This window comes from Streptomyces sp. NPDC058620 (assembly GCF_042717135.1).
Taxonomy (GTDB): domain Bacteria; phylum Actinomycetota; class Actinomycetes; order Streptomycetales; family Streptomycetaceae; genus Streptomyces.
Genome location: NZ_JBHXQO010000097.1, coordinates 1 through 13,435 on the forward strand (window position 1 = coordinate 1; position 13,435 = coordinate 13,435).

The 13,435-nt window shown below is 66.5% G+C and carries 13 protein-coding genes and 4 pseudogenes; 13 read left to right on the forward strand and 4 right to left on the reverse strand.

Annotated features, from left to right (window positions below; translation table 11 throughout):
• The 7 genes and pseudogenes from ACFWSK_RS36295 to ACFWSK_RS36325 form a co-directional block, all read left to right on the forward strand.
• Window positions 1-111, forward strand: a pseudogene (locus ACFWSK_RS36295) (IS5/IS1182 family transposase); the annotation flags it as partial.
• 225 nt (window positions 112-336) lie between these two features.
• Window positions 337-606, forward strand: coding sequence for a hypothetical protein (locus ACFWSK_RS36300; RefSeq protein ID WP_383796044.1), 270 nt, complete (start codon window positions 337-339; stop codon window positions 604-606).
• Window positions 607-809: 203 nt separating this feature from the next.
• Complete coding sequence (locus ACFWSK_RS36305; RefSeq protein WP_383796047.1) at window positions 810-1,487, forward strand: CPCC family cysteine-rich protein; 678 nt, start codon at window positions 810-812, stop codon at window positions 1,485-1,487.
• Window positions 1,488-1,743: 256 nt separating this feature from the next.
• The gene (locus ACFWSK_RS36310; RefSeq protein ID WP_383796050.1) at window positions 1,744-2,136 is read left to right on the forward strand and encodes a DUF664 domain-containing protein; all 393 of its coding nucleotides are present in this window, start codon (window positions 1,744-1,746) and stop codon (window positions 2,134-2,136) included.
• A 117-nt stretch (window positions 2,137-2,253) separates the two neighbouring features.
• Window positions 2,254-3,104: pseudogene (locus tag ACFWSK_RS36315) on the forward strand (IS5 family transposase).
• A gap of 72 nt (window positions 3,105-3,176) precedes the next feature.
• Window positions 3,177-3,689: a GNAT family N-acetyltransferase gene (locus ACFWSK_RS36320; RefSeq protein WP_383796052.1), complete on the forward strand. Its 513-nt coding sequence runs from the start codon at window positions 3,177-3,179 to the stop codon at window positions 3,687-3,689.
• Window positions 3,690-3,795: 106 nt separating this feature from the next.
• On the forward strand, window positions 3,796-4,443 hold the full coding sequence (locus ACFWSK_RS36325) for a M15 family metallopeptidase (protein WP_383796054.1): 648 nt from the start codon (window positions 3,796-3,798) through the stop codon (window positions 4,441-4,443).
• 132 nt (window positions 4,444-4,575) lie between these two features.
• Here the strand turns inward: ACFWSK_RS36325 and ACFWSK_RS36330 are convergent.
• A pseudogene (locus ACFWSK_RS36330) lies at window positions 4,576-5,652 on the reverse strand (Helicase associated domain protein); the annotation flags it as partial.
• Window positions 5,653-6,001: 349 nt separating this feature from the next.
• On the opposite strand from ACFWSK_RS36330, the gene ACFWSK_RS36335 reads away from it, so the two are divergent.
• The 4 genes from ACFWSK_RS36335 (at window position 6,002) to ACFWSK_RS36350 (ending at window position 8,657) form a co-directional block, all read left to right on the forward strand.
• Window positions 6,002-6,697, forward strand: a complete 696-nt coding sequence (locus ACFWSK_RS36335; protein WP_383796057.1) for a hypothetical protein — start codon at window positions 6,002-6,004, stop codon at window positions 6,695-6,697.
• 642 nt (window positions 6,698-7,339) lie between these two features.
• On the forward strand, window positions 7,340-7,597 hold the full coding sequence (locus ACFWSK_RS36340; RefSeq protein WP_383796060.1) for a hypothetical protein: 258 nt from the start codon (window positions 7,340-7,342) through the stop codon (window positions 7,595-7,597).
• 425 nt (window positions 7,598-8,022) lie between these two features.
• Window positions 8,023-8,280 carry a hypothetical protein gene (locus ACFWSK_RS36345; RefSeq protein WP_359623363.1) on the forward strand — a complete coding sequence of 86 codons (258 nt, stop codon included), beginning with the start codon at window positions 8,023-8,025 and terminating at the stop codon, window positions 8,278-8,280.
• 8 nt (window positions 8,281-8,288) lie between these two features.
• Entirely contained in the window at window positions 8,289-8,657 is a 369-nt protein-coding gene (locus tag ACFWSK_RS36350) for a hypothetical protein (RefSeq protein ID WP_319648863.1), read from the forward strand.
• A 148-nt stretch (window positions 8,658-8,805) separates the two neighbouring features.
• On the opposite strand, the gene ACFWSK_RS36355 is transcribed toward ACFWSK_RS36350, so the two are convergent.
• Window positions 8,806-10,275, reverse strand: coding sequence for a hypothetical protein (locus ACFWSK_RS36355; RefSeq protein WP_383796063.1), 1,470 nt, complete (start codon window positions 10,273-10,275; stop codon window positions 8,806-8,808).
• 235 nt (window positions 10,276-10,510) lie between these two features.
• Here ACFWSK_RS36355 and ACFWSK_RS36360 point away from each other — a divergent pair, with 235 nt between their 5' ends.
• Both ACFWSK_RS36360 and ACFWSK_RS36365 read left to right on the forward strand, forming a co-directional pair.
• On the forward strand, window positions 10,511-10,672 hold the full coding sequence (locus ACFWSK_RS36360; RefSeq protein ID WP_383796066.1) for a hypothetical protein: 162 nt from the start codon (window positions 10,511-10,513) through the stop codon (window positions 10,670-10,672).
• Window positions 10,669-10,929, forward strand: a complete 261-nt coding sequence (locus ACFWSK_RS36365; RefSeq protein WP_383796069.1) for a hypothetical protein — start codon at window positions 10,669-10,671, stop codon at window positions 10,927-10,929. Before ACFWSK_RS36360 ends, ACFWSK_RS36365 begins: the two co-directional genes overlap by 4 nt.
• A 570-nt stretch (window positions 10,930-11,499) precedes the next feature.
• Here ACFWSK_RS36365 and ACFWSK_RS36370 read toward each other — a convergent pair.
• Together ACFWSK_RS36370 and ACFWSK_RS36375 are read right to left on the reverse strand one after the other, a co-directional pair.
• Window positions 11,500-12,825 (reverse strand): annotated as a pseudogene (locus tag ACFWSK_RS36370) (IS1380 family transposase).
• Between the two features lie 142 nt (window positions 12,826-12,967).
• Entirely contained in the window at window positions 12,968-13,357 is a 390-nt protein-coding gene (locus tag ACFWSK_RS36375) for a hypothetical protein (RefSeq protein WP_383796072.1), read from the reverse strand.
• Window positions 13,358-13,435: the final 78 nt, after the last annotated feature.

The following is a 13,435-nucleotide window of genomic DNA, read 5'->3' on the forward strand; positions in this document are numbered from 1 at the left end:
CGCGCCATGGCCATACTCAAGTCCTGGCGGCTCCTGCGGAAGCTCCGCTGCAGCACCACCCGGATCACAGCCGCCGTCCGTGCCGTCGTCGCCCTTGAACTCGCCACCTGATCAAGATGGAAAAGGCTCAGTTCTCAACATAGGGAAGGGCGCCGCACTGCGCACCCTGAAGGATGATCAAATGTCCTGAAAAGGCAGAATCGTTAAATTTTGGCTTGTAAAACACAACTTTGAGCCTGTCGCCGCCGCTGCCTCCCGTCGACGGCGCTGGCAAGCCCAAGACAATCCTGGGCAAGCCACGCACTTGTCGGGTGGGCACCTGGGAGGCTGGGACGCATGGACAGGGATGAAGAGTTGCCGCGCGGTCGGATCTACGGACAGGACCACCCCCGGTCAGGCCCGGTGCCGGGCCGGGACTACGCCGAACTGGTCGGAGGCCCGCTGGACGGCCTGCTGCTCGACATCACCGGCTGGACAGCGGACGAGTTCCAGACCGGCGCCGCGCTGATGACCGAGGTCGGACAGTTCGGCCCCAGCGGCCGCGCCCGGTACGGTCCGCGCCCCGGTGAGCGCAACCGTTGGGACTGGTCCGGCGACACACCCTGACGGTGCACGACTGACGGGCCGTAGAAAGCCCGCACGGCCCGTTGATGTCTGAACCCTGCGAATACCGGTCCTGGACGCCACCCGAGGCGGTCCACTAGATCGAAGGGGTTTCGTCCGATTTACGATCATTTCCCGAGCGACTGGTGATCGTTTCTCGCGAAACCCGGTCGCCGTGGGCTGGCTTTCCAGGTCAGACTGCCTCGGTGGATACCCGTCGGCCTTGCCCCTGCTGCGGTCATCTCGTTTTCGACATCGTGGATGGGTGGCCCGGATCGTTCGACATCTGCTCAATCTGCTTCTGGGAAGACGACGCGCAGCAGTTTCGCTGGCCGTTCATGCCGGGTGGCGCCAACTGCGTCTCACTCGTCGAGGCCCAGCGGAACTTCCAAGCGTATGGTGCCTGTGACCAGCACGGCCGAGGGTTCGCGCGACCGCCTGCAGACCATGAGCGCCTTGATCCCCATTGGCGTCCGATCGACCCGGCCGTTGACTTCTTCGAGGACTGGAGAAGCGATGCGCATCGCCCCTGGCCTGCCGCCTCATCAGTCCTGTGCTGGTGGCTCGCGTCCTTCTGGGGACCCGGTGGGGAGCCGCAGTCAGACATGCCGCACAGTGTGGTGATCGATGTCGGGGCAGTAGGCAGTGACCGCGACCTTCACGACGCTCTGAGGCGGGAACTTGGCTTCCCTCCGTTCTACGGCATGAACTGGGCTGCATTCTGGGATGCGATCACGGGCCTCGTCGAGATGCCCAGGCTGTTGCGCTTCGTCCATTGGGCCGAGCTGGAACGACGAGCGCCTCAATCTGCGACCGCCCTTCGCGAACAGTTGGCCAGGTACGGGGAGACGAACCGGGTATTCAGCGTGATCTACGACCAGTAGATCTGGGCTTTTCCCGCGAGCGAAGCACGATGCCGTGTGGGTCACAGCAACCGGCCTGGGTGGCCTCTGATCTGCGCCTCGGTTCGTCAGGTCCGAAGCCAGATGACTACGGCTGCTGCTGTCACGGTGCCAAGGAAGACGTAGGCGCACTCGTCGTAGCGAGGGCCACCGCCCGGGTGAAGCTTCCCCTTGATCGTGGACACCTGGAGACTGGGATCTTGAGGGTCCAGAGGAAGTAGCACCAGGTGGCAAGCAAGTGCACGAAGCGGTACACCGAACGGCTCTACGGTCGCACCTCACCCTCCTTGGCTTGGTCCGGCACATGGCGGAGGTAGAGCGATGGTGGTTCCGGCGAAGCTTCGCAGGTGAAGCTATCGGCGATGTCTTCACCGGCCCGTCAGATGGCAATGAGGGATTCGACGGAGTTCACGCAGCCGATGCGGAGAGAGACTTCGGATTGTTCCAGACCGAGGTCAAAGCGTGCGACGCGGCGGCGGCCGGGCACGACCTCAACGAGACCTTCATGTCCTCTCGCGGAGTCTCCCTCAGCCTGCGCTGGGTCTACGTGTTGATGATCCAGGAGTACGCCCGCCACAACGGTCACGCCGACTTCCTGCGAGAGCGGACCGACGGGTTAACGGGTGACTGAGCTTCTTACTCAGGCCGGTCCGGCAGCAGGTGCCCGGGAGATGGGATGAGCATCAGAACGGGCACGGGCCCACGTGATCATGGAGTTCTCTACGCTCAGTGATCACGAAGGACAGCCGTGCCCGCACTGCCATCTTGCCTGCTCGAACCCCTCTGGAACCAGTTCGTGGCGCTCCTGCCCGTTCGGGAGGAATTCGCCGCGGGCCACCCGCTTGGCTGCCACCGCCGTCGTGTCCCCGACCGGACTGTGTTCGAGCACGTGGTGCTCGCTTTGGTCCACGGCTCGGGCTACGAACGGGTCTCCAGCCCTGGATGCTCTGACCGGACCATCCGTCGACGTGTCAAAGAGTGGGCTGAGCAGGGGGTATCCGAAGCGGTGCATGTTCTCGCTCTGGAAGCGTACGACCGGATGATCGGCCTGGAGCTGTCCGAGATATCCGTGGATGGTTGCATCACGAAGGCCCAGTGTGGCGGCCAGAGTGCGGGCCGGTCCCCGGTGGACCGCGGGAAGCAGGGCCTGAAACGCTCGGTCGCCACTGATGCCCGCGGCGTCCCGCTCGGCCTGGTCGTGCGGGAGCCAACGGCCACGACTCGCCCCTGCTCGGACCGACTCTCCGCGCAGCCATGGACCAGGTCGGGCCACTGCCGGACGACGTGAACGTCAACCTCGACCGGGGCTATGACAGCAACACATCCCGCGCTCTGCTATGGGAGTTGGGCTTCACTGGTGAGATCGCCCGCAAGGGCGTGCCCGCCCCGATCCAGGCCGGCAAGCGGTGGGTCGTGGAACGAACGCACTCGTGGATGAACAGCTACGGCAAGCTACGACGCTGCACCGAGAGGAGCAGCACCGTCGTCGAGTTCTACCTCCACCTGGCCGCAGCACTCGTCACGCTCCGCATGCTGATCCGCCACGCCACCACTCACTACCGCTGGGATCAGCGTCCCACCACACGCCGCCTCAAGTGATCCATTTGCCGGTCGGTCTAAAGCACCAGTGTTGGCTGCGAGAGGCAGGGATGTACTGCAAGGATGATCTCCATGTCGTCTTCAGTCATACGATTCCCGCGGTTCACCAGGGTGGAACGTGACGAGATCACCGGCGGTGCGGCCGACCCCTTTGGAGTGGCTGCGACCGGCCTTGCATGGCTCGACAAGGAGGTGCACTTCGGTGTCAGAAGACAGGGCCGTCTCGTGGCACACGCGGGATTGGTGCAGGTGCCGGTCTCAATCGGTGCCCACCGTCTGCAGGTAGCTGGCCTCGGTGGTGTCATCGTGGCACCTGGGCTGAGAGGGCAGGGGTTGGCACGCCTGGTTGTGACAGCGGCTGTGGAGCACGCCCGAGGTCTTGGCATCGAACTAGGGCTGCTGTTCTGCTGGCCGGACATGATTCCGTTGTATGAGCGGCTGGGATGGCAGGCTCTGGGCGCTCACGTGCTGGCCGTGCAATCCGACGAACCGGTCAGTATGCCGCTGCGGGCTATGTGGACGCCTCTGGTCGAGGGCGCGGAATGGCCGGCTGGACAGGTGTACCTCCTCTCACTTCCCATGTGATGCGTCTGTGGTGACGGTGCGCTCGAAGTTGCATGCCACGCCCATGGCGGAGGTGTTCGCGTTCCGATTTCTCCGCTGGCCAACCCGATCTGGAAGGAAGCTGCGCATGGCAGAGATCGTCTTGATGTCGGATCCGAGAGTCGCCACCATCCCGGTGGAGGAGTGCGGCGATCCCTTGGTGGACTGCCGCGGCGCATTGCGTGTCGACGAACGGCGCTCTGACGCAGCGGGCAACTGGGCACATTTGCGATCCAGCGTGGCGGAACGGCTCATACGAGCGGAGGAGATACTGCCCGACGGTTGGCAGTGGCTTCTTACGGAAGGGCACCGACCTCCGGCTCTGCAGCAACGCATCTTCGACGGCTACCTGGCGTCGTTGCGACAACTGCACCCAGGTGCGACAGAAGAAGAGCTCACGACAGCAGCCACCCGCTGGGTTGCCCCGCAGGAGACAGCAGGGCATGTAGCTGGCGCGGCTATCGATCTCACGGTGTGCACCAGGGACGGGTTCGAGGTCGATATGGGCTGCCCGGAGGCGGCCACGCCGGAGGAAAGCGACGGAGCCTGCTACACCGATGCACCTGGACTTACGGAGCAGGCCCGACGAAATCGGGCGGTGATGGGTGAAGCTCTGAGCGCGGTAGGTATGGTCAACTACCCGACTGAATGGTGGCACTGGTCCTATGGGGACCGGTACTGGGCACTCGTCACCGGCATGGGCAGCGCGATCTTCGGGCCTCTGGAACTTGGCTGAATCCTCCGAGTGGTGCCGTAGACCATCGCGTTTGACAGAGCCTTACCTATTTCTGATCCCCAGGACTGTCCGTTGATGAAGGTGGGTGTATTTGAGATCATGTCGCAAATGGAGTGACACTGCGTCAGTATGCGCACGTCGCTGTTGGTGGACCCACCGCCCCAGCGGGAACCGGGTGACTCCAACCTCGGTCTGCGTCTCGTACGGCACGGCGAACAGCCCCGCAATCTCGTTCTCCTCACGCCACCGTCGTAGTGCCTGGTAGCCGTCCAGCCACACCAAGCTCTCCGGCCGGAACACCCGGGTCCGTAGGAACGCGGCGATCGTCGCCGGATCACGAGGGGTCGAGAAGTGCAGCAGCGCCGACTCGACCACAGCCTGCGTTCCGTCCTCCAGCTCGACGACCTCACCCTCGGCCCCGATGATCCGCCCGTCCTCATCCCGCTTCACATGCACTGGCTCCCTGCTGCTCCGGGACAGGGCACGGGACGCGAGCTGCTCGATCAGTCGTTCGTCGTGGGAGCGGAGGCCCTGGAGCACGGCCACAAGGGGGCGGAAGCTGGCGCTGGCGACCATGTCGGTGGGGTCCTCGCCTGGCTCGAGGAACACCGGCACGATGATCCGCGCGATCTTCGTGCTGCCGTCCTTGTTGAGCCGCAGTGCCCGGCCGATGTTCTGGACGATCTCGACCTGCGAGCCGCGGGTGTCGGCGAAGCAGATGGCTTCCACGCCCCGCTCGCCGGTGATGTCCACGCCTTCCCCGAGGACGCGGACGGATGCGAGGAAGGCGCGGTGGACCCGCCGGTTGTTGGCGTCGATGCCGTTGGCGAACTGGCGGATCTTCCGCTCGCTGACGAGGTGGTCGCCGCACAGCCACGCCGACCAGACCCGGTCAGGTGGGACGTGGCGGCCGGCCTCCAGCTCGTAGAACTCCGCGTCGATCGAGGACTTCGGCAGCCGGTCCGCGGCCGCCAGGTCGTCGTCCGAGGCGTCGTTGACGTACAGCTCGGCAGCGGTCTGCGGCAGCTTCTCCGCGAACGCGGCGGCCTCCTGCACCTTCTGGTGGAACGTCATCACGGTGCGCAGGTTGTACGCGGCCGCGTGCTCCAGGAGCGCCGTCTGCAACAGGGCCAGGCGACGGCCGGGCAGCGCCTCCTCCGACTTCCCGAAGACCGGGGAGGGGTCGCGGACCTCCAGCACGTCGATCTCGTGGCGCTCAGCTGCACCCGGAGCCTGGGTCGGTCGGTGAATGGTGCCGATAGTAAGCGGGCCACATGGCATCCAGCTGCCTGTTCCGGACCCGACGCTCCTGCAGCGGTGATCCACTCCGGCATCGCCAAGGCGAGAGGTCCCATCTTTCGTCCCTGCGATCGTCACCAGGCTGGCCGACGTCTCTCGCATCGACCTTCTCCTCACCACTTGATGACGTGTGCACCTCGGCTCGTAACCCTCAAGTCTTCCTCAGGGAATCCGATAAGCACCGCAGGATTCATGCAGGTTACATAGATTGCATGCTGACTAGACCAGTCAACTGTGAGTCACCGTAGGGGGAAACCACGTGGGAAAAGCAATGATGCGGCATGTTCTCATTCCGGCCACGGCCTTCGTCGTCACTGCGGGATTAGCTACTGCGGCCTACGCAGTGGAGGCCCCACTCGACGTATCGCCTGAAGCTCTTACATCTGATCAAATTGCCTCGCAGGACTCAGCTGTCAGCGTGGTGGAAGGTCCTTCCAAGTCGGCCACCGAGGTTGCCGCCGACCGTGAGTTGTCCGCTCTGCCCGAGGTAAGCGCCGAGGGGGATATCGGGCCCATGCGCTGCGACAACCCCGTCAAGACTTGGTACAAGGTGAGCGGCAAGAAGAGCTACCACGTTCCATCTTGGTGGAACGGCACCAGCTTCAAGGACGGTCCGGGTGGATCGATGAGGGTCAGCGTCGAGAAGGCAGGAAAGATCGCGGTCGAGGCCAGTGGCACCGGGGGGTTCGAAGCCTCTGCCATTGTCGCCACGGTCAAGGCGGAGTGGCAGGTCAAGGTAGTTGCGGAAGTGGGGGTCACCGTGGGTCACACCTACACGCACTCCATACCCGCAAACAAGTATGGCCACCTGCAGTACGGATCGTGGGGCTACAAGGCGGATTGGGTGAAGTACAAGACTAGTTCAGACCGCTGCAGCAAAGTGAAGATTGGCTCGGGCACGGCGAAACTTCCTACCAGGGAGACCGGTTGGCGATACTGGTCGACGAATTCATGACGCCGCAACCGCGCCCCTTGCGGCGTAGGCTTGCCCTCTGTTGTGTCTCCGTGCTGTCCGTTGCTCTCGCCGCAGGATGCACGAGCGACTCCAGCGGGTCAGCAGGGACGAGCACCCCGGAGAGCAGTCCGGGGCAACGGACGCACACCTCCGAAACATCGGCCGGTGCTGAGGAAAGACTCGGCAAGCAGGTCGAGGAAGTTCTTGGGATGGGGGAGGTCGGCGACCAAGGTCCGTTGTTCGTTGAGGCGGGACTTGAACGTGTCAGCGACGGACTCCACACCGAGCCGGAACTGATACGAGGGCGCTCGTACAAATTGGCGGTCGCCTGCGCCGGGAAGGGCAAGATGTCCCTGTCTGTAGCCCTGAACAACCCCGTCCGTGAGACCGTGAACTGCGACGGCGTCCCACTTCGCCTGCGCATCACAGCGTCAGCGGCCAAGGTCAGGATTGACACCGAGGGGATGCCAGGGGCCACTGGGATGGTTGCCTGGCGCCTGGATAAGGCCAACGAGTAAGCCGCAGGCTCACCCAACGGCGGCGCAGCACTGTGCCCCGCACTCGTATCAGGGTGCGGGGCGCAGCCCGTTGCGATGGGGCCGGAAGGGAGCTCGCGGGAGTGCCCGGAGAGGTGGGAACCCGATGGACGCATCCGAGAAGAGACGGCCGTTCCTGGCCGGCGTGCAGGACTTTGCCGCGGTGTACGGCGTCCGAGGTCCGCAGGTGTCGCAATGGGTGACCCGCGGTGCGCTGACGTATGAGCATGCGGTGATCGTGTCGGGCTCGCCTTACTGGTTGCTGTCGTACGTGAAGGAGTTCGGCCCCGCCAGGGCGCGCCCGAAGGAGCCGATCGAGTCGGTCCTGAACGAGCTGGTGGAGCAGCAGTCGCCAGGATGGTGAGCGAGGAACATGGACGAGCTCCCGCCGATCGTCGGCATGCAGGAGTGCGAGGCGCTGTTCGGGGTGTCACAGCGGTCAATCGCGGACCGGGTCGGTAAGGGCATCTGGATCACCCCGGATTACCGACTGTCCGGGTCGCCGCTGTGGCTGCTGGACACCGTGCTGGAGGCGGAAGCCCCTGCGGCGAGGACTGTTCAGTGGGTGCCGGACCCTGCGGTCGTTGCGGCGCTGTGCGAGTGTCGGTACGACGGCCCGGGAGCGGCGATCGTGCCGCGCGGGCCGGCGGCGCGGAAGAAGGCGGACGCGGCGGCCCGGAACCGGCCACTTCCCGGACAAGGGAACGCCCGACTCGAAAAGCCAGAGCCGGAATGGGTACGGGTACGTACCCGTACCCGTACCATGAGGGGATGGGAAGGAGCACGATGATGTCTGATGCCAATGTCCGAATCCCCGAGGAAGCCAAGGACCGGCTCGCCGCGATCGCGGCTGCGGAGGGTCTGTCGTTGCGCGCCTATCTGGCACGGCTGGCCGAGACACTGCTGACGCCGGCTGAGCGTGCCGAGCGAGCGGAGAAGGCCCTGGCGGCGCTGAAAGAGTGGAGCGGCTACGCGCCGTCTCCCTCGGAGCAGGACGACCTGGACCTCGAGCTGGACCGTCGCCTGGCGCAGGTGACCGGCCGGTGAGCGACGCCATGCACATCGTCCTGGACGACACGGCGATGGCCGCGGCCGGGCAGGGCAACGTCCTGGCCTCCCGGCTCATCCACCGCGCACACGCGGAGCCCGGCTGGTTCCTCTATGTGCCGGCGTGCGCGCTCGTCGAAGCTGACCGCGCGCGGCCCGGTACGGCGGAGCACCTGGTTTCCCTGCCCGGCATCACGGTCCTGGACCTGGACCTTGCGGCGGCGCTGGCCGTGGCGCGGCAGGAGACCTGGGCGGCTGCCCACAGCCGGTACGCGGCACAGCCCACCCCGGACCGTCCCGACGGGGCGATCGTCGCGACCACTGCGCCGGGCCGGTGGGCCGGTGAGCCGGTCCGCGTCCTGGATCTCACGTCCTGAGCGTGTGCTGGAAGGAGTGTGGCCCCGCCGGATTCGGCGGGGCCACACTGCGTCAGGGGGCAGGGTGCAGGTGTTGGCGTCGGGCGGTGACCAGAGTCCGCCATCGGGTGTGTCGACGAAGTAGCCGTGCACCTGCGATGACGTCTGTTCACGTAGCCGGGCGAGGGTGACCGCCAGCGCGGTGTGGTCGTCCAGGACGGCCTGGTGGAAGGGCTGCTGCCAATTCGATGGCGGGCTTCAGCGAGGTGAGCCCGGCGATCCCGATTTCTGAGCGCAGGGTGGCGATGTCGGCGTCGACGCTGTCGTTGCCGGCGTCGCGGATGAGGACGGCGCGACGGGCGTTGATGGCGGTGGCACGCAAGTCGAGGCCTGTGAGGAGCTGGTGGGCGAGGTCGAATTCCGCAGCGGCCTGGTCGGGGTCGTAGAACGCGACGGTGAAGGCGTACAGGGCCTGGTTGTGGGCGGCTTCACCGGCTTTGGCATGCTGTTCGGCTTCGGTCCGCCCTGCGAGGTAGGCCTCAGCGGCGCGCTGCGGCTGGCCTTGGATCCAGTACAGGTCGCCCAGGACCCGGTGGTGGCGGCCTTCCCAGCCGAGGGTCTGGGCGAGGGTGTAGGCGGTGGGGAAGTCGCCGGCCAGGCGGGCCGCGTGGGCCAGTCCCCGGCGGGCGCCGGGGACGAGGCGGCCGTTGCCGTCGGCGACCTGCTGGTAGTCGGCTCGGGCTTCGCGGGCGCGGCCGGTGTCGCGCGGTGCCTTGGCCCGGTAGTAGAGGGCCATCTCGTGCAGGTCGCCGGGCAGCAGGCGGGTGTCGATGACCGTGGTGAGCGGGGCGACGGTGCGGGAGCGGTGCTCGCGCTGGCGGCGGGTGAGGGCGCTGAGGAGCTCGGTGAGTGCGTCTGCGGGTGTGGAGAGCGCGGGGCCGCTGTCGGCGAGCGGGGCGACCGGTTCCCATACGGAGTCGCTGATGTAGGCGAAGGCTGCGTCGGCGAGCCATCCGAGATCAAGGGCGTGGTCCTGCGCGAGGGACAGGCGTTGGCGCAGGCAGTTGGTGAGCAGGAGCCGGTCACCGTCGGTGCCAGCGAGCCATTGGTCGCCCAGGGCGTGCAGGGCGCGTGTCGCGGCCGCGCGCCAGTCCGCGTCTGACCAGCGGTCGTCGGTCTGGTCGTCGGCGCTGCGGACGGTAGCACGGATCAGGCCGTGCAGGTGGTATGGCCACAGCCCGAAGGCGTTCTCGCGGACGAAGGGCCGTTCGGTCAGGCGCAGGGCCGGTGCCTGGTGGGGGAGTCCGACGACCGCGGTGGCCAGGTCCAGATCGAAGGCGTCGAGAAGGGCCACGGAGCGCAGGACGTGCCGCTCGTCCGAGGTGAGGTCGGAGAGGGTGCGGGCGACCAGGGCGGGGAAGTCGTGGTCGAAGTCGGACGGTTGCGGGGCGCGGCCGCTTCGGCGGATCTCCAGGAACCGCATCACCGACAGATCGAGGTAGAGCGGCAGTCCGTGAGAACGCTCGGTGATGGTGTGGCGGATCTCTGAGCTGATGAGTGGCTGTCCGTCGCGGGCCAGGCGGCGGGCGAGGTGGTCGTCGCAGTCTCCCCCGGCATCGCAACTGCCGGGGACCTTCATCGCCGCTCACCCCGTAGGAGGGATCTGTCCATGACCGCATCCACAACGATCCGGCGCGCGTACGGTGAGGTGACGGCCCGTCGGGAGGACCAGATGAGCGCGCAGCCCTACCACGCCCCCTTCACGCCGTACGCCCCCGCGCCCGGGGCGCCGGCCGAACTCCTCGCCCAGCTGCGCGCCGACAGGCGCGCCGCGCAGTGGGTGCCGGCCTTCGAGCAGCAGTGGGCGACCGCGCTTGAGGAGTCCCGCAAGTTGTTCTCCCCCGCAGCGCTACGCGGTCATCCAGGAGTGGCAGGGCCTCATCGCCTCCGCTCCGGCGGTCGACGCGTTCATCGCCTCCGGGTACGACGACAGCGACTTCATCGACATGGCGGAGCTCCGTGGCAGGCGCCGATGACCGGACAGCCGTACGCGGTCCGCTTCTCCGCCCCGGCCGCCAAGGTCCTCACCACCCTGCCCGACACGCAGAAGACACCGTGTGGGACGTCCTGGACGCCGCCGCGGCCGACCCCTGGGGCTTCCGGCAGTTCAACGTCCCATGACCCCGCAGGGGAGGACGTACGCCACGCGACCGTAGGCCAGCTGTCCCTCACCTACTGGGTGAACAGACCCCTGCGCCACCTGTCCGTCCTCACCATCACCTGGCTCGGATAGCCACCCGGCGGCAGCGCCCCGCCCCCTGACACTCGAACTGTCAGGGGGCGGGGCGTTTCGCATCGTACGGGCCGCTGACCTTGCGTCGAAGGCTGTGACCAGGCACCTACCAGCTGTCGTGCGCGTCCGACCGCACGGTCGGCAGGCCGAGCTTGATGGTGGCGCGGCGCTCCGCCGGGTCTGGAATCTCTGCGACCGACCTCGTCAGATCCTCCAAGGAATGCTGGAGAAAGGTCGGCAAACCAGCAGCCTCTACCTCTTCCGCCTCGCACGCGGCCGAGGTGGACCGCACCCGCCGCGCGGCTTGGCCGTGCCGGACAGGCCGCGCCCGTGCACGTGGACGGCGCGGCACCGCCGGAGCAGCCGATTCAGACTGAGTCCGGACAGTGCCAGCTAGCCTCGATCGTTCATGAGTCCTCGTCGGTTCGCTGACGGGGGCTCTGTGTTTGCGAGGTGCGGAATTTCGTGGGCTGGGGCAGGTTGGCGGCCCGGCTGTCGCGTCGGGTGGGCGCCGGGGTTCCACGGCTCCGGGATGTTGCTGTGGTTCGTCGGGACGGTCGGAGTTGCTGGTCAGCTGGGGTTCGGCAGGGCTGCGAGTCGCTGGATCGCGCGGGTGATCACATCCGTCCAGGGCTATCGGGCGGTGAAGCGGAGCCAGCGGCGGCGGCCGGTGGTGACCAGTTGGGCGGCGGCGGAGAACAGCCGCAGGCGAAGCCGTTTGGGCTCCCAGCGGCGGGTTTCTGCGGTCAGGGCGAGCATCGGCATCCAGGCGAGGAGGTCGAGTGCGATCTGGACGATCTCCAGCCAGATCCGGTTCTGGGCGGTGTCGTGCAGGGGCAGGTTGCGCAGGCCGGTGTCGCGGGCGTTTCGGATGCGGTCCTCGCAGCGGGTCCGGCGGCGGTGACGTAGTTCCAGGTCGGCGAGCTGGCCGCCTTGGGTGTTGGTCGCGAAACAGGTGAGCCGTAGTCCGTCGAGGTCGGTGAATCGCAACTGGGCGCCGGGGTGCGGTCGTTCTTTGCGGACGATTAGCCGCATGCCCTTGGGCCACGTGCTCAGGTCAGGGATGTCGGTGATCTCTGCGACCCAGGCGCCGGGCCGCTCGGTGCCGCCGGCGTCGTAGGCCGGTGTCCATGCCTTCTTCGGAATCTTCAGGACGGCCTGGTGGATCGCGTCGGTGATGGTCATTCCGACGGAATACGACAGCCACCGGCCCCGGCGGGAGAGCCAGTCGAGGAAGGCATGGGTCCCGCCGGCGGAGTCGGTGCGGATCAGCGTCTTCCGGCCCCGCCGCAGGTGCTTGGGGAGTTGGGCAAGGGCGAGTTGGGCTGTTTCGATGTGATCGCTCGCGGTGTTGGAGCCGGCGTTGCCGGGCCGCAGCAGCGCGGCCACCGGCTCTCCGGAACCGGCCTGGCCGTGGTCAACAAACGCGACGGAATGCGCAAGGACGAGCACGCCGTCGATGTCCACGATCAGGTGACCGTCGGCGGCCGGACTTCTCACCCCGGCCAGTTCCCAGACCTGCGACCGTACTTTGGCCCGCGCCGACCGGATTGCGGTGAGTGCCTTCGGCCCGGCTGTGGCGAGGGCGTCGATGAGCCGGGAGACCGTGGGATCGGATGCCACCGGGCCGAACACGTCGGGCTCGGCCCGCAACATGGCGACATCGGCGAGGCAGTCCCCGCCCAGAGCCGTCGCAAGCGCGACATCCAGCAAAACTTTGCCCGGGTCGTGCACTGCCCGCGGCTTGCGCCACGGCGCCAGTGCCGTCGATATCGCGGTGTCCAGGCCGCACTTGCGGACCGTCTCGACCAGCAGCACCGCCCCGGCCTGCGAGACCGTCCCGCTGCCACCGCCCTCGACGCGGACACGCGGGTACAACCCGATACGCTTGCTCACCTGGAGAGTGCTTCTTTCCGTGCAGCCAACAGGACCCTAGACAAGTCCCATCGTTGCAGGTCAGGAGCACTCTCCGTTTATTTGATCAAGCATCGGACAACCCACCTCGTGAAAGCGCGAGGTTAGCGCGATGGATCCTGGCTCAGTACTTGAAGATGTACCAGAGGCCAGCGCCGAAGAAGACGGGAAACGTGATGGCTATCTGCAGGGCCCAGGGGACGCCCGGCCCTTCGTCGTCGGGTTTGCCGGGATTCTCCGCCTTCCACGTCTGGAATGTGCGCATCGCCTTCCAGTGACCCACGACACCCAGAGAAAGCCCCAGAAGTGCTGCGCAGTAGCCGACGAGCACATTGTGCACGGGCAGGTTGTAGACGGCACCGCCAGCGATGGCCGCCAGGAAGCCCGCGACCGGGCCGCACGCCACAAAAGCCTTCTGCCGACGGTTGATCATTCCCGGGAACATCAACGCGAGAAAGATAGCCGCGCTGATTGCTGCGAAGAGCCACCACAGCGGCGAGGTTTTGTCCGGCATTGTTGCCCTTTCGTTCTGTCTTTGGTTCTATTGAAAGGCGGATATCGCGGACGGGCGGCGAAGCGAACGCTTCGCCGC

What these genes read in the sequence shown, in the direction of transcription:
- ACFWSK_RS36340 (WP_383796060.1), top strand. Translation starts at nt 7,340, where the DNA reads ATGGACGCATCCGAGAAGAGACGGCCGTTCCTGGCCGGCGTGCAGGAC.
- ACFWSK_RS36320 (WP_383796052.1), top strand. Translation starts at nt 3,177, where the DNA reads ATGTCGTCTTCAGTCATACGATTCCCGCGGTTCACCAGGGTGGAACGT.
- ACFWSK_RS36355 (WP_383796063.1), bottom strand. Translation starts at nt 10,275, where the DNA reads ATGAAGGTCCCCGGCAGTTGCGATGCCGGGGGAGACTGCGACGACCAC.
- ACFWSK_RS36375 (WP_383796072.1), bottom strand. Translation starts at nt 13,357, where the DNA reads ATGCCGGACAAAACCTCGCCGCTGTGGTGGCTCTTCGCAGCAATCAGC.
- ACFWSK_RS36300 (WP_383796044.1), top strand. Translation starts at nt 337, where the DNA reads ATGGACAGGGATGAAGAGTTGCCGCGCGGTCGGATCTACGGACAGGAC.
- ACFWSK_RS36365 (WP_383796069.1), top strand. Translation starts at nt 10,669, where the DNA reads ATGACCGGACAGCCGTACGCGGTCCGCTTCTCCGCCCCGGCCGCCAAG.
- ACFWSK_RS36345 (WP_359623363.1), top strand. Translation starts at nt 8,023, where the DNA reads ATGTCTGATGCCAATGTCCGAATCCCCGAGGAAGCCAAGGACCGGCTC.
- ACFWSK_RS36325 (WP_383796054.1), top strand. Translation starts at nt 3,796, where the DNA reads ATGGCAGAGATCGTCTTGATGTCGGATCCGAGAGTCGCCACCATCCCG.
- ACFWSK_RS36350 (WP_319648863.1), top strand. Translation starts at nt 8,289, where the DNA reads ATGCACATCGTCCTGGACGACACGGCGATGGCCGCGGCCGGGCAGGGC.